Genomic DNA, 23,640 nt, shown 5'->3' with positions numbered 1-23,640 from the left:
TTTGACTTAAAATTTCTTAGAGGGCGGGCGTCACGGCTGCCAGGCCGCGGGCGCTTGCCAGGACGCAGCCCAGCCCAGAAATTGCGCCACCGGCATGGGCCGGGCAATGAAGTAGCCCTGCGCCTGGGCGCAGCCCATTTGCAGCAGCATCAGGCCCTGGTCTTCGGTCTCCACGCCCTCGGCTATCACGCGGTAGCCAAACGAGCGCGCCAGGCCGATCACGCCTTGGACGATGGCCAGGTCGCCGGCCTCGGCCAGCATGCCGCCGACGAAGCTCTGGTCGATCTTGAGGGTATTGAGCGGCAGGCCCCGCAGGTAGGTGAGCGACGAGTACCCGGTGCCGAAATCGTCCAGCGAGATGGTGATGCCCAGGGCGCGCAGCTTTTGCAAGGTCAGCGCCACGTTCTCGATGTCCAGCAGTTGCGCTGTTTCGGTGATCTCGATGTCGAGCAGGTGGGCCGGTACTTGCGGGTGTGCGGCGACCTCGCCTCCCATCCATTCGGCAAAGCCGCATTGCTGCAGGTGCGGCGCCGCGATGTTGATGCTGACGGGCAGCGGCAGGCCGCTGTCCGCCAAACGCTCGATCAGCGCCAGGCCCGATTGCACCACCCAGGTGCCAAACTGCGTATCGAGTTCCGTGCCCTCGATGAGCGGCAGAAAGGCCGCCGGCGAGAGCACGCCGCGCTCCGGGTGGTTCCAGCGCGCCAGTGCCTCGGCGCCCACGACCGTGCCCAGGCGCATATCCACCTTGGGTTGCAGGTACAGCTCGAACTGCCCGGTCGCCAGGGCTTCGCGCAGCTGCACGACTTGGGCGCGCGTATGGCGAAGCGCGCGCTCCTGGGCCGCGTCGAACTCCTGGAACTGGTTGCGCCCTGCCTGCTTGGCGGCGTACATGGCCTGGTCGGCATGGCGCAGCAGGGTGTCGGCGTCGGCATCGTCGCGTGGGTACAGGGTGAAGCCGATGCTGGCCGTCACCGAGATGGCTTCGCCCTCAAGCGTGTAGGGCGCAGAGATGCTGCGCATCAGGCGCTTGAGCGCGTTTTGGGCGTCTTCGGTGGCGGCAAGCTCAGGCAGCAGAATGGCAAATTCATCCCCGCCCAGGCGCGCCACGCAGTCTTGTGGGCGCAGCGCCGCTTTCAGGCGCTCTGCCGCCGTGCGCAGCAACTGGTCGCCCGCCGCATGGCCGAAGCGGTCGTTCACGGGCTTGAAGCCATCGAGGTCCAGGTACGCCACGCCCAGCAGTTGGCCGCTGGCGCGGGCCTGCGCCATGGCGTCGGTAAGCTGCTGCGCCAGCAGCACACGGTTGGGCAGATCGGTCAGGGCGTCGTAGTGGGCGAGGTGCTGGAGCAGCATTTCCTGCTCGCGCTGGCCTGTCACGTCGATGGTGACGCCTAATATCCGGCGTGGCTTGCCGTCAGGGTACCAGTCGACAATTTTTCCCAGGTTGCGCATCCAGCGGCGGTTTTCCAATGCGCCCGGCACGGTGGTGACGAGGTCAAACGAGGTTTCGGGGTGGCGCGCATGGCGCCGGAGTTCCGCGTAAATGCGCGGCCCGTCTTTGGCGCCACCACACAGGTCAAAGTGCACGGCACGGCCCTCCGGCTGGTCCACGCCGCGCATCTGGTGCCAACGGGCATCGCCGGTCGTCATGCCGCTGACAATGTCGCAATCCCACCGCCCAACCGACGCCGCTTCCAGCGTCAGGCTGAGCACGGCTTCGCGCTCGCGCACGGCATCTTCGGCGCGTTTGCGATCGGTGATGTCGTGCAGGGCAAACAGCCAGCACTCGGTGGTGCCCAGGAGGATTTTCCGGGTGGCCTGCTGCACCGTACGCGGCTCGCCAACGTGGGGGCGCAGGGTGCACTCCACTGGCGCGATGCCGTTGTCGCTGCTGGCGTGGGCCAGGATGCGCCGGCGCTCTTCCTCGCTGTAGAGGCCCAGCTCCAGCACCGTGCGCCCAAAGGCTTCGGCGCGCTTGATGCCGGTCATGGCCTCCCACGCGGGGTTGACGTCCACGTACGCGCCAGTTTCGCAGCGCGTGATGCCCATGGGGTAGGGCAGCATTTCAAAGATAAGCCGAAAGCGCTGCTGCGATTCCCGCAGTGCCTGCTCGGCGTGGTGCGCGGCATTGATGTCCTGCATCACACCACGCATGCGCAAGGTGCGATCGCCATCGCGCACGGCTTCGCCGTGGGCCCGCATCCATTGGACCCGCCCGGTGTCGGCGTGAATGATCTCCAGTTCCAAGGTCCAGGAGGTGCCGTCGCGCAGGCAGGCGCGGGCAGCGTTGCGCAGGGTATCGCGCCATCGCGGCGCAACGCACACATTGATGTAGTCGGCCGGAGGAGGTGCGCCAAGTGCCAGGCCATGCACCTCGCAGCAGACTTCCGACCAATGCTGCAGTGTTCCGGTAGCGTCGGTTTCCCAGGCCCCCAACCGCGCCATGTGGCCGGCCTGGGTCAGGAGGGCGTGCGCCGCGACCAGGTCGTCGTAGATGCGTCGCTCCTGCGTCATGTCGTGAAAGATGAAGACCATGCAGGCTTCGTCTTCAATCTGTATCGCGCGCGCCGACATCAGCCCAAGCGCTTCGCGACCGCGCGCGCGCACCGTGAGCGGTAGACGGTCGGCTCGGCCCTCCACCGACAGGGCGGCCACAAGGCGTTCGCGCTCCTGCGGGCCCGCCCAAATGCCCAGCTCTGCCGCAGTCCGCCCAATGACCTGCTCACGCGCCAAGCCAAACATGGCGCAAAACGCCGGGTTGACCTCGATGTAGCGGCCATCAGCCACGCGCGTAATGCCGCAGGGGTCAGGCAAGAGCATGGAAATGGCGCTGAATTTGGCTTCAGACGCCTGCAGCGCCTGCAACTCCTCATCCCGCGAAGCCACGGCGCCCCCTGACTCGGCGACTGGAACAGAGGCAATGCGGTGGGACTGGCGCAGCATGAACGCAGTTTAGGGCAAGCTCAGGCGTGTCGCAGCGATTTCAGGGCGCCCGTGTTCTGGTGCCCCAACGCAGCACGCCGGGGCCCAGCAGCCCCGTCGAAAGCAAGGTTCCCAGCACGATAACGAGCGCGCAGCCCGCCATCCACAAGGTCACGGTTTCGCTCAGAAACACCACCCCGTACAGCACGGCAAACACCGGCGCGAGAAAAGTGACGGCCAGCGCCCGGCTGGGCCCGGCATGCACGATGAGGCGAAAGTACAGGATGTAGGCAATCCCCGTGCACAGCACCGCAATCGCCACCACGGCAAGCCAGGCGCGCAGGCCCGGCATCTGCACCGGCCAGGCCCAGGCGGTGGGCAGTGCCAGGAACAGCGCCGCCCCCAACTGGCTGCCCGTGGCCGTCGCCAGCGGCGGAATGCCGCCCAGGTAGCGCCGGGCGTAGCTGGCGGCCAGCGCGTAGCACGTGGTCGCGCCCAGGCAGGCTGCCACGGCCCAGAGCGCCAGGTCGGACTTGCCGCCGGCACCGCCCGGCGCACGCCAGGCCAGCAGCGCCACGCCGAGAAACCCCAGCGCCAGGCCCAGCGAGCGCAGGCGCCCGATGCGCTCGCCCAGCCAGAGCCAGGCGACGATGGCGCCAAACAGCGGCACCGTGGCGTTCAGGATGGAGGCCAGCCCGGTGGTGATGTGCAGCACCGCCCAGGCGTACAGCGCAAACGGAATGGCCGAATTGATGACGCCTGCCAGCAGCACCGGCCGCCAGTGCTTGCGCAGGGCCGGCCATTGGCCTTGCTGCACCAGGATGGGCCAGAGGAATACTGTCGCCAGCGCCACGCGCAGGCCCGCCGTCGGCAGCGGCCCGAATTCGGCCGCGCCCAGGCGCATGAACAGAAACGATGCGCCCCACAGGCTGGAGAGCAGAAAGAATTCGCGTACCCAGTGCACCGCCGGGCGCGTACCGTCGGCGCCGCTCATGCGGCCAGCCGCGCGGCGGTGCGCGCGCCCGGCGCCAGGGGCGCGGCAGCCTCCATGGCCAGCAAGGCGTGCTTGCGCTCCAACCCACCGGCATAGCCGGTCAACGCCCCGTTGGCACCCAGCACACGGTGGCAGGGCACCACCAGCGAAATCGGGTTGCGCCCCACGGCCGCGCCCACGGCGCGCACCGCGGCTGCGGCGCCAGCGATCCGTGCCACCTGGCCATAGCTGAGCGTCTGGCCCCAGGCAATGTCCAGCAGCGCGCGCCAGACCGCTTGCTGGAACGGCGTACCGCCCGAGAGGTCCAGCGGCAGATCGAAACCGTGGCGCTCGCCCCGCAGCCAGTCGCCGAGCTGCGCGGACGCCGCCGCCAGCACGGGGTGGGCGGGTGCCATCGGCCAGGCGCCAGCCCCGCCGAGCTGCGCGGGCAGGTGCTTCTGGCCTTCGAACCACAGGCCGCACAGGCCGGCAGGCGATGCCGCCAGGCGCACGGGCCCCAAGGGCGTGTCGACGCGGGATTGCACGGTGTCGGGATGGAAATGCATGGTAGATGTCCTGCGGGGTGGTGGGTGCGCCAGACTGCGGCCGAAAGGCAGGAAAGCGCTGAAATTATGAATGAAAATGGCCTCTAGCGCTTATTGGGTAAGCGCTAACAGCTATAAAGTTAATAGCTTCAGGCCTTGTCATGGCGCCGCTCCTCTGGCCCAGGCGCGCACCACGGCGTAGCTGCGCCAGGGCTTCCAGGCTGTGGAGGCTGCCTCGGCAGCGCGCGCCGGGCGCGGGTCGCGCCGCACGCCCAGGGCCGATTGCAGCGCCACGTCACCGGCGGGAAACGCATCGGGCCAGCGCAGCACCCGCATGGCGATGTACTGCGCCGTCCAGTCGCCAATGCCGGGCAGGGCGCGCAATTGCGACAGGGTGCGCTCCACGTCGGCGCCCGGCTCCAGGCGCAGCTCGCCCGAATCCACCGCCCGCGCCAGCGCGGCAATCGCGCCCTGGCGCTGGCGAACGATGCCCAGTTGCCCGAGGGAATCGCCGGACGCAGCTGCCAGCACCGCCGCGCTGGGAAACAGGTGGCTGAGCGCGGGCCACGGCGTGGCGATGGGCTCGCCAAAGCGCGCCACCAGCCGGCCCGCCAGGGTGCGCGCGGCGGCCACGGTGATTTGCTGGCCCAGCACGGCGCGCACGGCGGTCTCGAAACCGTCCCAGGCACCGGGCACGCGCAGACCGTCGCCGTCCGGAAAATCCGCATGCAGCCGCGCGTTGATGGCCGCCGGGTCCGCGTCCAGGTCCAGCATGCCGCGCACGCGCCGCATGACCGCGCCCAGTTGCGGCGCGAGGCTGTCGCTTGCCTCCAGCAGCAGTTCGCAGCGCCCGGGATGAAAGCGCAGCGCGATCCAGCCATTGCACGCCTGTGCACCGCTGCCTAGGCGCACGGTGCGCCGCAGTTCGGCGCTGCCGCCGCTGCCCTCGACCTGTTCCATGCTCGGGATCTGGCGCGTGGCGAAAAAACCCAGCAGCGCTGCGGTGTCCAACGGCGGGCGGTAGGCCAAGCGCAGCGCCAGGGTCGGTTGCGGTTGGCCCGATGGCGCTGTGCCCGGCGCTGGAAAGGCGCTGCTGCGGCGCAATTGCGTCGGGTTCAGGCGGTACTGCCGGGCAAACGCGTCGTTGAAACGCCGCACGCTGCCAAAACCGCTGGCCAGCGCCACTTGCGTCGTGCTCAAACAGGTATCGGTCAGCAGGTGCTTGGCGGTGAGCAGGCGCTGCGTCTGCAGGTACTGCAGCGGCGTAATGCCCAGGCGCGCCTCAAAGATGCGCCGCAGGTGCCGGTCGCTCACGCCCAGGCGCTGCGCCAGCTGGGCCACCGGGGCCGCGCCCTCGGCTCCGCTGGCAATCAGGCGCAGCGCATGCTGCAGCAGCAGGGCAGTGGCGTCCTGCGTGGACCAGGCCAACTGGCCCGGCGCCACCTCGGGCCGGCAGCGCAGGCAGGGGCGAAACCCAGCCTGCTCGGCCTGCGCCGCCAGATCGAAAAAGCGGCAGTTTTCGCGCCGGGGCGTGCGCACGGCGCAGACCGGGCGGCAATAGATGCCGGTGGACGTGACCCCCGTAAAGAACTGCCCGTCAAAGCGTGCATCGCGGGCGCACAGCGCCAGGTAGCGGCCGGCATCGGCGGGTGCGGCCTGAGCGGTGTTTTTCATACGGGATGGCGAGCGGGGCATGGACAAATGATAGGGCCGTGCCAAACGATCGCTAGCCATTTTCGGACCTGCGGATTTTGGCTGGAAGGCGGCTGGAAAGGTACGGCATGGCAGGCCCCTACAATCGTTTGCCGCTGCCCTATTGACGAAGAAAGACCACCCCGTGCACCTGTCTCCCGCCATTTTCAAAGCCTATGACATTCGCGGCGTGGTGCCCGAGACCGTGAACGAGACCGTGGCCCGTTGCCTGGGCCGGGCTTTTGGCACGGCGGCGATGGAGGCGGGCGAGCGCCGCGTGGCTGTGGGGCGCGACGGCCGCCTCTCGGGCAGCAAACTGTCCACCGCACTGATTCTGGGCCTGGCCGAAACCGGCCTCGACGTGATCGACATCGGCCCTTGCACCACGCCCATGCTGTATTTCGCCGCCAGCACGCTGTGCACCAGCGGCATTCAGATCACTGGCAGCCACAACCCCAAGGACTACAACGGTTTCAAGATGGTCCTGGCCGGCCGCGCCATCTTTGGCGACGAGATTCAGGCGCTGCGCCGCACCATCGAAGCGCGCAGCTGGAAGCTCGCCGCCGGCGGCAGCATGGGCCACGCCGATGTGCTGCCAGCCTACCGCGCGCGCATTCTGGGCGACGTGAAACTGGCGCGGCCGATGAAGATCGTCATCGACAGCGGCAACGGCATTGCCGGCGCCACGGCCCCGGCCATCTTCCGCGCGCTGGGCTGCGAAGTGACTGAGCTGTTTTCCGAGGTAGACGGCAATTTCCCCAACCACCACCCCGACCCGAGCAAACCCGAGAACCTGCGCGATTTGATCGCCGCGCTGCAGTCGGGCGACGCCGAGCTCGGCCTGGCGTTCGACGGCGATGGGGACCGTCTGGGCATCGTGACGCCGAGCGGCGCCAACATCTACCCGGATCGCCAGATGATGCTGTTTGCGGGCGACGTGCTCTCCCGCGTGCCCGGCGCCAGCATTTTGTTCGACGTGAAATGCACCCAGCGCCTGGCGCCTGCCATTGAAGCGGCCGGCGGCGTGCCGGTGATGTACAAAACCGGCCACTCGCTCATCAAGGCGCGCATGAAAGAGCTGGATTCGCCGCTCGGCGGCGAAATGAGCGGCCACATCTTCTTCAAGGAGCGCTGGTACGGCTTTGACGACGGCACCTACGCCGGCTGCCGTTTGCTCGAAATCTTGAGCCGCAGCCCGGATGCCGGCGCCGTGCTCGAAGCCCTGCCCACCAGCTGCTCCACGCCCGAACTGAACGTGGCCTGCGAGGAGGGCGAGCCGCACCGCGTCAGCGAGGCATTGCAAAAGCTGGCCGCCGATACCTTTCCTGCACCGGCCCGACTCAACACCATTGACGGTCTGCGCGTGGACTGGCCCGATGGCTTTGGCCTGATCCGCGCCAGCAACACCACGCCGGTGCTGGTGCTGCGTTTCGAGGGGCAAACGCCGGAGGCGCTCGCGCGCATCGAAGGCGACATGCTGGCCCTGCTGCGCCGCGCCAAGCCGGATGCGCAGTTGCAGTCGGCGGCGCACTGAGATGGAACACCCCCTGAGCCGCTTCGCGTCTTCCTCCCTCTCTCGCTGCGCGGGAGGGGGACGCCACCCGTGGCCTGGCGAAGCCAGTTCCACGGTGGCACTGGCCTCTGCCGCGCCAGGTTCATGGGCTGCCGGTGGCGCGCAGCGCAATGGATAACTGAGATGCAAAGTGCGGCGCTCTGGCTGTATTCGGTGCTGGTCTGGCTGGCCCAGCCCTTGGTGCGCCGCAAACTGCGCCGCCGCGCCCGCGCCGAGAAGGGCTATGCCACGGCGGTGGCGGAGCGCTTTGGCTACTACGCCCGTCCGCTCGACAGCCTGATGCCGTTGAGCAGCACCAGCGGCCAGGGCAGCTTTCTGTGGATTCACGCCGTCTCGCTCGGCGAGACCCGCGCCGCCGGCATTTTGCTGGCCGAGCTGCGTGCGCAATGGCCCGACATGCGTTTGCTGCTGACCCACGGCACCGCCACAGGCCGGGCGGAGGGCGAGCGCCTGCTGCTGCCAGGGGACATCCAGGTCTGGCAGCCCTGGGACACGCGTGGCGCGGTCGAGCGCTTTCTGCGGAAATTTCACCCTGCGGTGGGCATCCTGATGGAAACCGAAGTCTGGCCCAACCTCGTCGCCGGGTGCCAGGCGCACGGCGTGCCGCTGGTGCTGGCGAACGCGCGCCTGAGCGAAAAATCGCTGGCGGCGGCCTTGCGTTTCGCCAGCCTCTCTCGCCCGGCCTACAGCGGCCTGAGTGCCGTCTGGGCGCAGACCGACGCGGACGCCCAGCGGCTGCGCCAAGTGGGCGCTCCCGTGCAGGGCGTGCTGGGCAACCTCAAGTTCGACGCCGAGCCCGACACCGCCCAGCTCGCCCAGGGCCGCGAATGGCGCGCGGCCTGCCCGCGGCCCGTGCTGCTGCTGGCCAGCAGCCGCGAGGGCGAAGAAGCGCTTTGGCTACAAAATTTTATAAAAAATAGGGCTCCAGCGCAGGTGGGACAAGCGCTTCCAGCTATCAATGCAGAAGCAAACCAAGTGCCCCATGCCGTGCAATGGCTGATCGTCCCGCGCCACCCCCAGCGCTTTGGCGAAGTGTTTGCCCTGCTCAGCAGTGCTGGCCTGCGCGTCGCACGCCGCAGCCAGTGGGGCCAGCCGCCGCAGGATGCCGATGTGTGGCTGGGCGACACCCTGGGCGAGATGGCGCTGTACTACGGCCTGGCCGATGTGGCACTGCTGGGCGGCAGCTTTGCGCCGCTCGGTGGCCAGAACCTGATCGAGGCCGCGGCCTGCGGTTGCCCCGTGGTGATGGGCCCCCATACCTTCAACTTTGCCGAGGTGGCCGAGCAGGCGTGCAGCGCAGGCGCCGCCGTGCGCGTGGCTGGTATGGCCGCGGGCATGCTGGCCGCAGGCCAATGGGCGGGAGACAGCGCCCGGCTTGCCCTTGGGCGCGTGCGGGCCGAGGCGTTTTCTACTGCCCACCGGGGCGCTGCGGCGCGCACGGCAGCCGCCTTGAAGGCATTGCTTGCAACACGGCCATTGCGTGCGGGCTAGGGTTGCCGATGGCACTGTCCCCGCGAAATATTGAGAGAAAGGACCTCACCATGCAGACCTGGTTTTCCCAATCGCTGGGCGATGGGGTTCTGGCCTTTGAACCCAAGGAGCAATTGCGCGAGCAGTTCGAGCCTTTGTTCGCGGCCGCAGGCCGTCCGGCCGACATGGCCGTCTTCGCCAGGCACGAGCTGGAAGGCCGCTTGCAGTGCGAGGTGATTGCCTATTTTTCGCCCGCCGCCATTGCCCTGGCGCAAACGCTTGGCGCCAAGCCCTGCGACAAGCCGACGACCGCCGATCTCGACCTGCTGGCGGGTGATCCGGCCTGCTGGGCGGCGCTGTTTCCCGATACGCCTTAGTGCCGTGTTTCCTTCAGCGCGGCCGATCCCCGGACACGATGGCAGCATGACGACCCCTGGCGGCGGCGGGCGTGTCTCGGCCTTTCTGGAGGTGTTGTTCACCTTTTTGCGCCTTGGGCTGACCTCGTTCGGCGGGCCGGTGGCGCACCTGGCGTATTTCCGCGCCGAGCTGGTAGAGCGCCGCCGCTGGCTGGGCGACGCGCGCTACTCCGAACTGCTGGCGCTGTGCCAGTTCCTGCCCGGCCCGGCCAGCAGCCAGCTGGGCATGGCGCTGGGCATGACCCGCGCCGGGCTCTGGGGGGCGCTGGCTGCCTGGGTGGGTTTTACCTTGCCCTCTGCCGCCGCGCTGCTGCTGTTTGCCCAGACCTTGTCGGCCCATCCGGCGCTTGCCGCGGCGGGTTGGGTGCATGGCCTCAAGGTAGTGGCCGTCGCCGTGGTGGCGCAGGCGGTGTGGGCCATGGCGCGCAGCCTCTGCCCAGACCGCCCGCGCGCCGCCTTGGCCATGCTTGCCGCCTTGTTCACCTTGCTCGCGCCCACGGCGGCTGCGCAACTGGTGGCTTTGCTGCTGTGCGGTCTGCTCGGCCTGTGGTGGCTGCGGGACACAGGGGCGGGCGCCGGCGCGTCTGGTGCAAACGAGGCGACAGCGGCGCCGGCGATTGCGGTGTCCCGGTCCCTCGCCGTCGTGGCCCTGGTGGTTTTTTTCGCGCTGTTGGGGGTGCTGTCACTGTGGGCCGCCGGCACAGGGTCACCGGTACTCTCGGCGATGAGCGGCGTGTACCGCGCTGGCGCCCTGGTCTTTGGCGGCGGACACGTGGTCTTGCCCTTGCTGGAGGCGAGCGTGGTGCCGGCGGGCCTTGTGTCCCAGGGCGATTTCCTGGCCGGCTACGGCGCGGCGCAGGCCGTGCCCGGGCCGCTGTTCAGTTTTGCCGCCTACCTTGGCGCGCTGCTGCCCGGCACCTGGCACGGCATGACCGGCGCGCTGCTGCTGCTCTGCGCGATCTTTCTGCCCGGATTTCTGGTGCTGCTGGGCACGCTGCCTTTCTGGGAGGTGCTGCGCCAGCGCCAAGGCATGCGCAGGGCCATGGCCGGCGTCAATGCGGGCGTGGTGGGGCTGCTGCTCAGCGCCTTGTACGACCCGGTTTGGACCGGCGCCATCCACAGCCGCGCCGATGCCGCCCTGGCGCTGGCGGCTTGGGCCTTGCTCAGCCTCGCGCGGCTGCCACCGGTCTGGGTGGTGGCCTTTGCCGCCGCCGCCGGCTGGGCTCTTGCGAAATGGATTTAGGTATAAAACCAGTGCTAGCGCATACCTGTTCTATGGAGAGTGCTATCAAATTATTTAAGAATGGCGCCCTTTGCGCCTGAAAGAGCTTGTATGACCCACCTTCGCACCCGCGCCGTCCACGCCGGCCAACACCCCGATCCCGCCAGCGGCGCCATCGCCATGCCCATCACCCAAAGCACGGCTTTTGCCTATGGCAGCCTGGAGCGCGGCGCGGCCATTTTTGCCGGCGAGGCCGAGGGCTACCGCTACGGCCGCTACGGCAATCCCACCGTGGCCGCGCTGGAGGCCAAGATGGCCGACCTGGAAGGCGCCGAGGCGGCGGTGGCCTTTGCCAGTGGCACAGCCGCCACAGCGGCCACGGTGCTGGCACTGTTGCAACCCGGAGACGAACTCGTGTTTCTGGGCCCGCTGTACGGCGGCACCGAAGGCCTGCTGCGCTCGCTGGGCGAGCGCTGGGGCCTGCGCGTGACCGATGCCACGGCCACCGGCCTGGCGGCGGCGCTCAGCCCCGCCACGCGCATGGTCTGGGTGGAGCCGCTGACCAACCCCAGTCTGCAGATGCACGACCTGGCGGCCGTGGCCGCCACGGCCCGTGCCCACGGCGCCCTCACCGTGGCCGACAACACGTTCTGCACGCCGTGCCTGACGCGCCCACTGGCGCATGGCATCGACCTGGTGGTGCATTCCATGACCAAATACCTGGGCGGCCACGGCGATGCCACGGGCGGGCTGGTGGCGGGAAAGGCGGCGCACATTGCGCAGATCCGCAAGACGGGTCTGGGCCATATCGGCGCCAGTTTGGCGGCGCAGGAGGCGTTTTTGTTCCTGCGCGGCATCAAGACGCTGCCGCTGCGCATGGCGGCGCACTGCGAAGGCGCGCAGGCGGTGGCTGGTTTTCTGGCCAGCCACCCCGCCGTACGCACCGTGCACTACCCGGGTTTGCCCAGCCACCCGCAGCACGCCCTGGCGCAGCGCCAGATGGAAGGCGGCTTTGGCGGCATGGTGACCTTCGAACTGGCCCAGGGCGAGCGCTCCGCTGCTGCCAGCATGCTCAACGCGCTCAAGCTTTTCGCGCAGGCCGTATCGCTCGGCGATGTGGACAGCCTCGCCTGCCACCCGGCCAGCACCACGCACAGCTTTGTCTCGCCCGAGGCGCGCGCGGCAGCGGGCGTGGGGGAGGGCATGATCCGACTGAGTGTGGGGATTGAGCATCCGGATGATTTGGTGGCGGATCTGAGCCAGGCACTGGCTGCCCGCTGAACACCAAGCACGAGGGCTGCCGCATCGTTGAGCTAGACGCCGCCTGCGCAACCGGCTGTCCCTACCCGCAACCTTACTCAAAGCCCCTACTGCCAAGCCGATCCGCGCAGCGGCGTAGGCTGTCACCCAGCACCAGGGTGAAGCACAAGGTGCCCGCTTCACCATTGCCACAGCGGCCCTTGGGCTGCACGGCCAGGCAGGGCGCCGCTTCTGATGGAGGAGCAGACCATGAGCGATTCCCCAACCCCCTTGCAGGGCGACGATTTCGCGGCGGGCATAGCGCTCGACCGCATTCCCGAGGGCGGCATGCTGCTCGGCCACGCCTTCGGCGAGGCGCTGCTGCTGTCGCGCCACGGCGATGAACTGTTTGCCGTGGGCGCTACCTGCACCCACTACGGTGGCCCGCTGGCCGAGGGTCTGGTGGTGGGCGACACCGTGCGGTGCCCCTGGCACCATGCGGCTTTCAGCCTGCGCACCGGCGAGGCGCTGCGCGCGCCGGCGTTGGGTGGCGTGGGGTGCTGGCAGGTAGAACCACGGGGCGGCAAGGCCTACGTCACCGGCAAGCGCATGGCCGGCCCCAAGTCCAGCTCGGCCCACGCGGGCACGCCTGAATCCATCGTCATCGTGGGCGGCGGTACCGCCGGCCAGGCCGCTGCGGAGACCCTGCGGCGTGAAGGCTATGCAGGGCCGGTGACACTGCTCAGCAGCGACACGCACCTGCCTTGCGACCGCCCCAATCTGTCGAAGAACTTTCTGGCGGGAACCGCTCCCGCCGAGTGGCTGTCTCTGCGGCCGGCAGAGTTCTACCAAGAGCAAAACATTGGTGTGCGCCTGGCGACCCAGGTGGTGGGCATCGACCCCGCCCAGCGCCAGTTGCAACTCTCCGATGGCAGTCGCCTGGCCTATGGCGCGCTGCTGCTGGCCACCGGTGCCGAGCCGGTGCGGCTGGACCTTCCCGGCGTCCATTTGCCGCATGTGCACGTGCTGCGCACGCAGGCCGATGGCGAGGCACTGGCCACGGCCGCTGAGGGCGCCAAGCGCGCCGTCATCGTTGGTGCGAGCTTCATTGGCCTGGAAGTCGCTGCATCGCTGCGCGCCCGCAATATCGACGTCCATGTGGTGGGGCGCGAGAGCGTGCTGATGGAGAAAGTGCTGGGGCCGCAGGTGGGCGCCTACCTCAAAACTTTGCATGAGCGCCACGGCGTGGTGTTTCACCTGGGCACCGACCCAGTCGGCATTGACGCGCAGGCGGTGCGCCTGCGCAGCGGCGAAATACTCCCTGCTGATCTGGTGGTGGTGGGCGTTGGCGTGCGCCCGGCGCTGGCGCTGGCCGAACAGGCCGGTTTGGCCATGGACCGCGGCGTGGCGGTGGATGAATTTCTGCAAACCAGCGTGCCAGGCATTTACGCGGCCGGTGACATTGCGCGCTGGCCCGACCCGGCCACGGGCGAACGCATCCGTGTCGAGCACTGGGTGGTGGCTGGCCGCCAGGGCCAGACGGCCGCGCGCAACCTGCTGGGCCAGCGCGAACGCTTTGACGCAGTGCCTTTCTTCTGGACCGAGCAGTACGACTTTGCCCTGGCCTATGTCGGCCACGCCGAGGGTTGGGACGAGGCGCTGATCGATGGCGACCTGGAGCAGCAAGACTGCCGCATCACCTACCGGCGCGCCGGCAAGGCACTGGCCGTGGCCGTGGTGCACCGCGATCTGGCCGGGCTGCACGCCGAAGTCGAGATGGAACGGGCCATGGCCAGCCAATGCGGCAAGGCAAAAGTGACGCCATGACCCACCCGGTGCCTGCCAGCCATGTGCTGATCAAGCGCGCCTACGAACCGCCCGCGCCGGAAGACGGCACGCGTATCCTCATCGACCGCTTGTGGCCGCGCGGCGTCAAGAAGGAAGCACTGGCGCTGGACCAATGGGCCAAGGAGCTTGCGCCCAGCACGGCACTGCGCCAATGGTTTGGCCACGATCCGGCGCGCTGGGCCGAGTTCCAAAAACGCTACGCAACCGAGCTGCACTCCCAGGCCGAGGCGCTGGACGCCTTGCGTGCACGGGCGCGCAGCGGCACGGTGACCCTGGTCTATGGCGCACACGACGAAGCCCACAACAACGCGGTGGTGGTGCGCGCCTTGCTGCTGGCACCCGATAGAGCGGCAGCGCCATGAAGGGCGCACCGCAACCGAACCGCACACTTTTGAAGGAGCTTTCCATGCAACCACGCCTTGATTACAAACAAGCCGCTCCGGCCGCCTTCCAGGCCATGCTGGGACTGGAGAACTACGTGCGCCAGTCTGGCCTGGAGCACAGCCTGCTGGAACTGGTGAAGACACGCGTGTCGCAAATCAACGGCTGCGCCTACTGCCTGGACATGCACACCAAGGACGCACGCGCCGCCGGAGAAACCGAGCAACGCCTGTACCTGCTGCCCGCCTGGCGGGAAACCAGCTTCTATTCGGAACGCGAGCGTGCCGCGCTGGCCTGGTCCGAAGCCGTGACGCAACTGGGCCCGCACGGTGTTGCCGATGCGCTGTACGACGAGGTACGCCGCCAGTTCGACGAAAAGGCGCTGGTCGACCTGACGCTCGCCATCGTCGCCATCAACGGCTGGAACCGCCTGGCGATCCCGTTTCGTTCCGAGGCAGGCAGCTACCAGCCCCCCAAGGCCCGCGCAGCCTGATCGATTTCGGTTTTGAAAGGAGCTTCCTATGGACGAATCCCTCTATCCCCACGCCAGCGCTGACATTGCGCGCAAGCGCCGCGAACTGGCGCCTGAGCCTCTCAACGCCTTCAAGGCTTTTAGCGCTGCCGTATTTGCCGACGGTGCATTGCCGAGCAAGACCAAGCAACTGATTGCGGTGGCGGTGGCGCATGTGACGCAGTGCCCGTACTGCATTCGTGGCCATACGCAGGCGGCGCTCAAAGCGGGTGCCACGCAAGCCGAGATCATGGAAGCCATCTGGGTGTCGGCCGAGATGCGCGCGGGCGCTGCCTATGCGCACTCGGCGCTCGCGCTCGACACCATGCTGCATGCACATCCAGAGGGCGGTGTCACCGCTTGAGTGCGGGGTGAAACGGTAGGGAGCTATAGGAAATATAGCTACCATCGCTTGATGGTATTGCGCTAGGGGGCTTTTTTAACCAATAAACCGTCTACTTTGCGCACGTCGTCCAGGCTGAGCGTGCCCGCCGCCTGGCGCAGCTTGAGCGTGCCCAGCAGCACGTTGTAGCGCGCCTGGGCCAGGTCGCGCTGGGTCTGGTAGAGCTGGCTTTGGGCATTGAGCACGTCGATGTTGATGCGCACGCCCACCTGGTAGCCGAGCTGGTTGGCTTCGAGCGCGCTCTTGCTCGATTGCTCGGCCGCTTCCAGGGCGCTGACCTGGCTGCGGCCCGACTCCAGCCCGAAGTAGGCGGCGCGCGTGGCCTGTGCGATGGCGCGGCGGGCGGTTTCAAGGTCGGCGCTGGCCTTGTCTTCCAGGGCCAAGGTTTCGCGCACGCGGTTTTGCACGGCAAAGCCGGCAAACAGCGGCACGTTGAGTGCTACACCGATGCTGGCGTTGTTGGCGCGTGTGTTCAGGTTCGGGATGGTGGAGGAGCCCCGCGGGTAGTGCGCCACACCGTAGCTGGCCTGCAAATCCACGGTGGGAAGGTGGCCGGTCTCGGCCTTCTTGGTTTCCAGCCGGGCGACGTCTAGCGCAATGGCGGCCGCGCGCACCTGGGGCTGTTCGGTCTGCGCCGTCTGCACCCACGTGTTGACGTCCAGCGGCGTGGGCTCGGGCGGGCGGACCGGTTGGCTCAAAGGCAAGGGCTCGGCATTGGTGCGGCCTGTGATCTGGTCAAGTGCCAGGCGTTTGACGTGCAAGTCGTTCTCGGCCGCGATTTCTTGCGCACGCACCAGGTCAAAGCGCGCCTGCGCTTCGCGCGAATCGGTGATGGTGGAGGTGCCGACCTCGAAATTGCGCTTGGCCGCGGCGAGCTGTTCGTCCACGGCCGCCTTTTGGGCCTGCACCGAGGCCAGGGTGTCCTGCGCCGCCAGCACGTCGAAATAGGCCTGGCTGACGCGCACCAGCAGGTCTTGCGTGGCCCCTTCGAGCTGCACGCGCGCCAGATCGACACCGCGCTTGCCTTGTTTGTAGGCAATGCCATTGGCCGGGCGGTACAGCGGCTGCGAGGCGCTGATGGCGATGCTTTGCGTCACGGTGCTGAAGTCCATCGGCGGGCGGCTGATCTCGGTATCCGCGACGGACCAGCCCGCTGACAGCCCCGCACTGGGCAGCAGCCCGGCACGTGCTTGGCCGGCGCGGCCTTCGGCCGCGTCCAGTTGCGCCCGTGCGGCTTGCCAGCTGGAATCGGTTTCGCTGGCGGACTGCACCAGCTCCAGCAGGCTTTGTGCGTGAGCGGGCGCAGCGAACGCTGCGGCCAGAGCCAGAGACAGGGGTACAAGCCGGCACGGGTGCATGAAGGTCTTTCGGAGTAGTCGGAACGAACGAAAGGGGGCAGAAAGGCAGGGTGCGCCTCAGTAGCGCGGCACCGAGGAGTCGCACTCGGCAGACCAGGCATTGATACCGCCGGTGATGTTGGCCACGCGCGCAAAGCCGCGCTGCTCCAGAAACATCGCCACGTTGAAACTGCGTGCGCCGTGGTGGCACAGGCAGGCCACGGGCTGGTCCGGGTCCAGGGCAGCGAGCTGCGCCGGCACGCTGGCCATGGGCATGGCGCGCACTTCGAAGCCGGCGGCCTGGACGCTGGCGATGGCCAGCTCCCAGGGCTCACGCACGTCCAGCACCAGCGGCGCGGCGGCGGGTTCCGCGGCAAACCATGCGGCGAGATCGGCGGGGCGCACTTGATCGACCATTGGCGTACTCTCAGAAGCGAAATGCCGAGGGCTCCGGGAAGTTGCGCAGGCGCGGCGCAACCGTGTCCCAGGGCTGGATGGTTTCGAAGCGTTCACCCTGGCGGCGCACGATGGTGGCGCGCATCATGGGCTCTTCGCCAACGATGGCGGCCAGGCGGCCGCCGTCACGCAGCAAGGCCAGCAACTCTTGCGGCACGGATGCGACCGAGCCGCTGAGCAAAATCACGTCAAATGGGCCATCGGGAATCAGGCTCGAACCATCGGCCACGCGCACGGCAGCGTTGCGCACACCGGCGCGCCTGAGGTTGTCCAGTGCCATTTGCGCCAGTTCGGGTTCAATCTCCAGGCTCACCACCTGGTCGGCGACCTGTGCCAGCAGCGCTGCCATGAAGCCCGAGCCGGCGCCGATTTCCAGCACGCGGTCGTTGCGGGTGATCAGCAGGTCTTGCATGAGGCGCGCCTCCACCTTGGGCGAGAGCATGCATTCGCCTTTGCGCAGCGCCTCTTCGGCATTGCCGCGAAGGGGAATCTGGATGTCCATGAAGGCCAGGCTGCGGTAGGCGGGCGGGACGAAATCCTCACGGCGCACGCGGCCCAGTGCGTCGAGCGTCTGGCCGTCGTACACCTCCCAGGGGCGGATCTGCTGCTCGATCATGTTGAAGCGCGCCTGCTCAAGTGCGGCATCGGGATGGGCAGAAGGATTAATGGGCATATTCATGGGACAGTCTCCGAGAGGAAAAGGGGGAGGGCATTCAGGGCAAACCCTTGATTTTAGGCGCTGCCCCCGCGCCATTTGCGGCGCGCCCAGCCCGCCAGGTCGTCCATGTAGCAGTACACGACGGGCACCACCACCAAGGTCAGCAGCGACGAGGTAATGACACCGCCGATCACGGCCTGGCCCATGGGCGCGCGCTGCTCCGAGCCTTCGCTCATGGCGAAGGCCAGCGGCAGCATGCCGAAGATCATGGCCAGCGTGGTCATCAGAATGGGGCGCAGCCGCACGCGTGCCGCCAGCAGCAGCGCCTCGCTGCGCGGCAGGCCGGCTTGCACCGTGCCGTCGTCGCCCACATGGTCCTCACGCGAGCGGATGGCAAAGTCCACCAGCAAGATGGCATTCTTGGTGACCAGGCCCATCAGCATCACCACGCCGATGATGGAAAACATCGACAGCGCGGAGCCAAAGATCAGCAGGGCCAGCACCACGCCAATCAAGGTCAGCGGCAGCGCCGTCATCAGCGCCAGCGGCTGCAGAAAGCTCTTGAACTGGCTGGCCAGAATCATGTAGATGAAGACGATGGCCAGCAGCAGGGCCGAGATGGCGTAGCCAAAGGCTTCGGCCATGTTCTTGGTCGAACCGCCAAACTGGTAGCGGTAGCCGGGTGGGAATGTTGTCTGGTCGAGCACCTTGCGGATGTCGTCCGACACTTCGCCGGTAGACCGGTGGTAGACGTTGGCGTTGATGGCCACTTCGCGTGTCATGTCGCGCCGGTTGATCTGGTTGGGCCCGGTGGATTCGCGCACCTGCGCCACCTGGTCCAGGCGCACCGTGCGCGTGCCGCCACCAGCCGCTGCCAGGGTGAAGGGCAGGCGCCCAATTTGCGCTGGCGTGGTGCGTGCCTCTGGCGCCAGGCGCACGTTCACGTCGTAGGTCTCGTCGTTGGGCGCGCGCCAGTTGCCCACTGTCTGGCCGGCAATCAGGGTGCGCAGGCTGGCCGCAACCGAGCCCACCGAGAGGCCCAGGTCAGAGGCCGCGTCGCGCCGCAGATCGACGGCAATCACCGGCTTGTCTGCCTTCAGGCTGGAATCGAGATCGACCAAGCCCGGAATGTCCTTGAGCCGCGCCGTCACCTGCCGGGTCAGGCGTTCAAGTTCCTGCAAATCCTGCCCCTGCAGAGAAAACTCGATCTGCTTTTGTCCGCCCACCGGGTCCAGCAGGCCGACATGCGTGACGGTGATGCCGGCTATCTGGTGCAGGCGCTCGCGCAGCAGGGCGGACATCACGCCCACGTCGCGCTTGCGGTCTTTTCGGTCCGTCAGGCGCACGTAAATGCTGCCGTAAATTTTGCCCTGCGCGCTGCCGGTGTTGAGTGTGGCCAGCGTATAGCGCACCTCGGGGAATTCGCGCACCACGGCCTCCACCTGGCGCGCCTTGGCCTCGGTGGCCTCCAGTGACGAGCCCACAGGGGTATAGAAATTGATCGTGGTTTCAGAAAAATCGGCAGCGGGAACGAACTCGGTGCCCAGCAGCGGCACCATGAAAATGCTCAGCACAAAAATGCCCAGCGCCAGCGCCAAGGTTTTCAGCTTGTGCACCAGCGCCCAGCCCAGTACCTTCTGGTAGCCCTGTGCCAGGCTTTCCGTGGCGTCGTCGAACCAGCCCGTCACCCGGCCGATGGTGCGGCCGTACCGGCTGCGGTCTTCCACGCGCTTGCCGTGTACGTGAATGCTGGGGTCTTCCCAGAGCGACGACAGCATGGGGTCCAGCGTGAAACTGACAAACATCGAGATCAGCACCGCCGCGACGATGGTGATGCCAAACTCGTGGAAGAACTTGCCGATGATGCCGCCCATGAAGCCAATCGGCAGGAACACCGCGACGATGGACAGCGACGTCGCCAGCACTGCCAGGCCAATCTCCTGCGTGCCGTCCATGGCGGCGGCGAAGCTCCCCTTGCCCATCTGCACGTGGCGCACGATGTTCTCGCGCACCACGATGGCGTCGTCGATCAGCAGGCCCACGCACAGGGAAAGCGCCATCAGCGTGATCATGTTGATGGTGAAGCCAAACCAGTACATGAACAAAAAGGTGCCGATGATGGAGATCGGCAGCGTCAGGCCGGTAATGACCGTGGAGCGCCAGGAGTTGAGGAACAGAAAGACGATCAGCACGGTGAGCGCCGCGCCTTCGATCAGCGTCTCGCGCACGTTTTCCACCGCCACGCGGATCGGGCGCGCGCTGTCGCCAATCGTCTCCAGCCGCACGCCTGCGGGCAGCTCGGCGCGCAGCGTGGCCACCGCCGCATTCAGGCCGTCGACCACCTCGATGGTGTTCTCGCCCTGCGCCTTCTGCACCGACAGCAGCAGCGTGCGCTGGCCGTTGTAGAGCGCCAGGCTTTCGACCTCTTCGGCGCCGTCTTCCACCCGCGCTACCTGCTCGATGCGCACCGGTGCATCCCCTTTTCGGGCGACGATGATGCGGCCGAAATCCTCGGGCCGTTGTATGCGCGCGTCGATCTGCACCACGCGCTCCTGGTTCAGCGAGCGGATGGCGCCCAGCGGCAGATCCTGGTTTTCACTGCGCACGGCGTTCACCACCTGCTCGGGCGTGATGCCAAACGCTTCCAGCGCTTGCGGCTGCAGGTAGATGTTGATCTCGCGCCGCGTGGCCCCCACCAGATTCACCGCACCCACGCCGCGCACGTTCTCCAGGCGCTTCCGTAGCGTCTGGTCGGCCCAGGTGGTCAGCGCCTCGGCCGACAGCGGGGCTTTTGCGTCTGCCGTGGGCAGCACGGCCAGCGACCAGACCGGCCGGCTGGCAGGGTCAAAGCGCAGCACGCGCGGCTCTTTTACCTCGTCGCGCAGCAAGGGGCGTACGCTGGCCACCTTCTCGCGTACGTCCTCGGCGGCCTTGCGGCCATCGACATTGAGATCGAATTCGATGATGACGACCGAGCTGCCTTCGTAGCTGCGCGAGGTCAGGGCATTGATGCCTGCCACGGAATTGACGCCTTCCTCGATCTTCTTGGTGACTTCGCTCTCAACGATCTCGGGCGATGCGCCCGGGTATTCGGTGGTGACCACCACCACCGGAAAATCGATGTCGGGAAACTGATCGACCTTGAGCCGCTGGTAAGAAAACACCCCCAGCACCACGAAGGCGAGCATCACCATCGTGGCAAACACGGGGTTGCGCAAACTGACTTTGGTAAACCACATGGCGGGGCCTGGCAGACGCCGGTGTCAGTGCGCTGCAGAGGCTGCAGTGGCCTGGGGCAGTGCTGGGGCCGCAGCAGGCGGCTGAGAAGTGGGCTCGGGCAGGCGCAGCGCGGTGCCCACGGGCAGGGCGCCCACGCGGGCCGCGAGCACCTGCGCGCCCTCGGCCACGCCTTGCACCGCCACCCAGGTCGCGCCGTCCATCAAAGTGCGTGCCCCCAGGCGGACAACGTGGTGCGCTACCTGGCCGCTCTCGGCCACCTGCAAATACGGCTCGGCCTGGTCGGTTCGCACGGCATCGAGCGGCACGGCCAAGGCCTGCTGCGTACCGGCTGCGAGCGTGCCCTGCAGATACACCCCTTGGCGCAGGCCAGGCAGGGCGGTGGTGTTGTCGATCGCCAGGTAAACGGGCACAGCGCGCGTGCCGGTTTGTGCGCTCGGGCTGATGCGCACCACGCGCGCCTGCAGGCCATCGTGAGTGCCTTCCAGTTGCAGGCTGGCCGTCTGGCCGACCCGCACTTGTGCGGCGTCGGCGGCTGGCACCAGCGCTTCGACTTCGAGTTTCGACAGGTCCACGACTTCGAGGATGCGCGCATCCACGGCCACGCGTTCGCCGTTTTGCACCAGGCGCTGCGAGACAAAGCCGTCAATAGGGCTCTTGAGCACCGTGTCGGCAAGCGACTTGCGCGCTACGTCGGCCGCCGCCACGCCTGCCTGGTACGAGGCCTTGGCGGCATCCAGGCTGGCCTGTGAGGTGTCGAGCGCCGTTTTCGAAATGAAGCCCTGTGCCACCAGCGCCTGGTTGTTGTCGAACTGCCGCTGGCTGATCGCCACCTGCGCGCGGGCCGCGTCGGCCTGCTGCTGCGCCTGGCGCACGCGCGCCTGGGTTTCGGTCGCGTCGATCCGCGCCACCACCTGGCCGGCGTGCACGGCATCGCCTTCGCGCAGGTTCAGGTCTTGCAGCTCACCCGCGACCCGCGCCTTGATGGTGGCCGACTGCACCGCACGCACCGCACCCGAAACGGGGATGCCCAGCGTGAGTTCGCGCGAACGCAGGGCAAATACCTCGCCGGGCGCAACCTCCATCACCACGCGTTCGGCGCGCGCGCTACTGGCTATTTGTTGCTGCGCCTTGCGCGCTGCGATTGCGCGCAAGGCGCCAGCGGCCACCACGGCAACGACGATAGCCACGGCGATCCAGGGAATCCAGCGTTTCATGGGTGTGAGGGCAAAGGAGAAGCAGAGACAGCCAGCGCTGGACGCACGCACAAGCCATAGAGCAGACCGTCGATCTGGTGGTCGATAAAGGTTTGTGGATCGAAATCAGCGGCATTGGGCACACAGGCGCCCATGGAATGTTTGGTGAGCATCAAAAACATCAGCGGCGCAATGATGGCGTGCACCGCGTACACCGGGTCCACCGCGCGAAACTCCCCCGAGGCCACACCCCGTGCCAGCACGCGGCGAATGAGCTGCTGCGCCGGTTCGATGACCTCGTGCTGGTAGAACTGGGCGATTTCCGGGAAATTGCCCGCCTCGCACAGCATCAGCTTGGTGATGCCCGAGGCGCGCGTGTTGCCAATGCGTTCCCACCAGGCCTGGTAGCAGGCCCGCAGCATCTCGCCGGTGCTGCCGGGGAACTGGTCGATCTGTGCCGACCATTCGTCGAAGCGCCCCACGATGCTCTCGCGCACCACGGCCTTGAACAGCTCTTCCTTGCTGGGGAAATAAAGAAACAGCGTGCCCTTGGACACGCCAGCACGCGCAGCCACTTCTTCCACCCGCGTGGCGGTAAAACCCTTTTCCACAAACAGGTCCAGCGCGGCATCCAGCAACTCGCCGGGGCGGGCCTGCTTGCGGCGCTCGCGGCGCGCCGCCCCGCCAAGCGCGGCTCCCAGGGTGTCGTCGTGCGGTGGTTCGGCAGGAAGGGGGGCAGGGCGTGTGGACAAAGTGTAGATTACTGACTGACTGGTTAGTAATGTAGCAAAACCGTTTCCAGAGGTCAATTGCGCGCCTGATTGAAATAGCCCCAATGCGGTCATGCAGCCAGAAGTGTTTACGATGGCCCAGCGGCACGCGATGTGCCGCTTCCAAAGCAAAAGCAGGTGCCATGACAGAAGTGCAAGACCCCGGATTTCCCGATTTTTTCGCGCAAGCGCCCGTCATCACGGTGCGCGACCCGCTGGCCCAGTTTCTGGGCGCGGTCCGGCAGGGGCTGATTCAATATGGCTACGCCGACGTGGTGCGCCTGGCGGGCCACTCGTGCCCGACCGTCGCGGGCGCCTACCTCATGGCTCTGCATGGCCTGCGCGCACTGTATGCAGGTGAGACGCCCGTGCGGGGCGATGTGGAAGTCTTCATGCGGGACGCGCGCGATAGCGGCGTGACGGGGGTCATCTCCTCGGTGGTGCAACTGGTGACCGGTGCCGCGGCTGAAACCGGGTTTCCTGGTGCCGGCCCGTCGGCGCTCTTTGCACGCAAGAACCTGCTGCACTTTGGTGCCGACGTCGACGGCGTTCTAGGCATGCGCCGCCGTGACACCGGCAAGGCCGTCGCCGTGCACCTGGACGGCGCCCTGCTGCCCTGGCCGGACGAAATGCGACCGCTGATGGCCAAAGCCTTCTCCGAGCGCGCCGACAGCGCCGAGCTGGAGCGTTTTGCACAGCTCTGGCAGGAGCGGGTGCGATTGATGCTGGTGGACCATGCCGACGACCCCGCAATGGTGTGGGTCAGCGACTGGCATCCCGCCCCGTGAACC

The 23,640-nt window shown here is 67.3% G+C and carries 20 protein-coding genes; 10 read left to right on the top strand and 10 right to left on the bottom strand.

The window, feature by feature from the left end; translation table 11 throughout:
- Positions 1-30: 30 nt before the first annotated feature.
- The 4 genes from D3F03_RS01810 to D3F03_RS01795 all read right to left on the bottom strand — a co-directional run bounded on the left by D3F03_RS01810 (position 31) and on the right by D3F03_RS01795 (position 6,114).
- Positions 31-2,943 (bottom strand): bifunctional diguanylate cyclase/phosphodiesterase, encoded by a 2,913-nt coding sequence (locus D3F03_RS01810; protein WP_119107652.1) that lies wholly within the window; start codon positions 2,941-2,943, stop codon positions 31-33.
- 40 nt (positions 2,944-2,983) lie between these two features.
- The gene (locus tag D3F03_RS01805) at positions 2,984-3,916 is read right to left on the bottom strand and encodes a DMT family transporter (protein ID WP_119107651.1); all 933 of its coding nucleotides are present in this window, start codon (positions 3,914-3,916) and stop codon (positions 2,984-2,986) included.
- Positions 3,913-4,461, bottom strand: a complete 549-nt coding sequence (locus tag D3F03_RS01800; protein ID WP_119107650.1) for a methylated-DNA--[protein]-cysteine S-methyltransferase — start codon at positions 4,459-4,461, stop codon at positions 3,913-3,915. Before D3F03_RS01800 ends, D3F03_RS01805 begins: the two co-directional genes overlap by 4 nt.
- A gap of 138 nt (positions 4,462-4,599) precedes the next feature.
- Positions 4,600-6,114: a DNA-3-methyladenine glycosylase 2 family protein gene (locus D3F03_RS01795; protein ID WP_119107649.1), complete on the bottom strand. Its 1,515-nt coding sequence runs from the start codon at positions 6,112-6,114 to the stop codon at positions 4,600-4,602.
- 163 nt (positions 6,115-6,277) lie between these two features.
- Between D3F03_RS01795 and D3F03_RS01790 the strand changes: the two genes are divergently transcribed.
- From D3F03_RS01790 to D3F03_RS01750, 9 genes are all read left to right on the top strand, one after another.
- The gene (locus D3F03_RS01790; RefSeq protein ID WP_119108511.1) at positions 6,278-7,666 is read left to right on the top strand and encodes a phosphomannomutase/phosphoglucomutase; all 1,389 of its coding nucleotides are present in this window, start codon (positions 6,278-6,280) and stop codon (positions 7,664-7,666) included.
- 162 nt (positions 7,667-7,828) lie between these two features.
- Positions 7,829-9,196, top strand: a complete 1,368-nt coding sequence (locus D3F03_RS01785; RefSeq protein WP_119107648.1) for a 3-deoxy-D-manno-octulosonic acid transferase — start codon at positions 7,829-7,831, stop codon at positions 9,194-9,196.
- Between the two features lie 50 nt (positions 9,197-9,246).
- Positions 9,247-9,552: a hypothetical protein gene (locus tag D3F03_RS01780; protein ID WP_119107647.1), complete on the top strand. Its 306-nt coding sequence runs from the start codon at positions 9,247-9,249 to the stop codon at positions 9,550-9,552.
- 46 nt (positions 9,553-9,598) lie between these two features.
- Positions 9,599-10,834: a chromate efflux transporter gene (chrA, locus tag D3F03_RS01775; protein ID WP_119107646.1), complete on the top strand. Its 1,236-nt coding sequence runs from the start codon at positions 9,599-9,601 to the stop codon at positions 10,832-10,834.
- Between the two features lie 90 nt (positions 10,835-10,924).
- Entirely contained in the window at positions 10,925-12,094 is a 1,170-nt protein-coding gene (locus D3F03_RS01770; RefSeq protein WP_119107645.1) for a trans-sulfuration enzyme family protein, read from the top strand.
- A 228-nt stretch (positions 12,095-12,322) separates the two neighbouring features.
- A complete protein-coding gene (locus tag D3F03_RS01765; protein ID WP_119108510.1) occupies positions 12,323-13,879 on the top strand; it encodes an FAD-dependent oxidoreductase in 1,557 nt (518 codons plus the stop codon).
- Positions 13,876-14,262: a DUF488 domain-containing protein gene (locus D3F03_RS01760; RefSeq protein ID WP_119107644.1), complete on the top strand. Its 387-nt coding sequence runs from the start codon at positions 13,876-13,878 to the stop codon at positions 14,260-14,262. The genes D3F03_RS01765 and D3F03_RS01760 overlap by 4 nt, the downstream gene beginning before the upstream one ends.
- Positions 14,263-14,306: 44 nt before the next feature.
- A complete protein-coding gene (locus D3F03_RS01755; RefSeq protein ID WP_119108509.1) occupies positions 14,307-14,774 on the top strand; it encodes a carboxymuconolactone decarboxylase family protein in 468 nt (155 codons plus the stop codon).
- Between the two features lie 28 nt (positions 14,775-14,802).
- Positions 14,803-15,156 carry a carboxymuconolactone decarboxylase family protein gene (locus D3F03_RS01750; RefSeq protein WP_119107643.1) on the top strand — a complete coding sequence of 118 codons (354 nt, stop codon included), beginning with the start codon at positions 14,803-14,805 and terminating at the stop codon, positions 15,154-15,156.
- A 62-nt stretch (positions 15,157-15,218) separates the two neighbouring features.
- Here D3F03_RS01750 and D3F03_RS01745 read toward each other — a convergent pair whose 3' ends face one another.
- Genes D3F03_RS01745 through D3F03_RS01720 form a run of 6 tightly spaced genes read right to left on the bottom strand, consistent with a single transcriptional unit; the run spans position 15,219 to position 22,831 of the window.
- Entirely contained in the window at positions 15,219-16,553 is a 1,335-nt protein-coding gene (locus tag D3F03_RS01745; RefSeq protein ID WP_119107642.1) for a TolC family outer membrane protein, read from the bottom strand.
- Between the two features lie 57 nt (positions 16,554-16,610).
- Positions 16,611-16,949, bottom strand: coding sequence for a rhodanese-like domain-containing protein (locus D3F03_RS01740; protein ID WP_119107641.1), 339 nt, complete (start codon positions 16,947-16,949; stop codon positions 16,611-16,613).
- A gap of 10 nt (positions 16,950-16,959) precedes the next feature.
- The gene (locus tag D3F03_RS01735) at positions 16,960-17,667 is read right to left on the bottom strand and encodes a protein-L-isoaspartate O-methyltransferase family protein (protein ID WP_119107640.1); all 708 of its coding nucleotides are present in this window, start codon (positions 17,665-17,667) and stop codon (positions 16,960-16,962) included.
- A gap of 53 nt (positions 17,668-17,720) precedes the next feature.
- A complete protein-coding gene (locus D3F03_RS01730) occupies positions 17,721-20,885 on the bottom strand; it encodes an efflux RND transporter permease subunit (protein ID WP_119107639.1) in 3,165 nt (1,054 codons plus the stop codon).
- A gap of 24 nt (positions 20,886-20,909) precedes the next feature.
- Entirely contained in the window at positions 20,910-22,100 is a 1,191-nt protein-coding gene (locus D3F03_RS01725) for an efflux RND transporter periplasmic adaptor subunit (protein ID WP_119107638.1), read from the bottom strand.
- Positions 22,097-22,831 (bottom strand): TetR/AcrR family transcriptional regulator, encoded by a 735-nt coding sequence (locus D3F03_RS01720; protein ID WP_425453055.1) that lies wholly within the window; start codon positions 22,829-22,831, stop codon positions 22,097-22,099. Before D3F03_RS01720 ends, D3F03_RS01725 begins: the two co-directional genes overlap by 4 nt.
- A gap of 161 nt (positions 22,832-22,992) precedes the next feature.
- Here D3F03_RS01720 and D3F03_RS01715 point away from each other — a divergent pair, with 161 nt between their 5' ends.
- The gene (locus D3F03_RS01715) at positions 22,993-23,637 is read left to right on the top strand and encodes an FmdE family protein (RefSeq protein WP_119107636.1); all 645 of its coding nucleotides are present in this window, start codon (positions 22,993-22,995) and stop codon (positions 23,635-23,637) included.
- Positions 23,638-23,640: the final 3 nt, after the last annotated feature.

The sequence above is a fragment of the Simplicispira hankyongi genome (genome assembly GCF_003570885.1).
GTDB lineage: Bacteria > Pseudomonadota > Gammaproteobacteria > Burkholderiales > Burkholderiaceae_C > Simplicispira > Simplicispira hankyongi.
The sequence above is the reverse complement of the archived record's forward strand: the minus strand, read 5'-3'. Positions and strand labels throughout refer to the sequence as shown.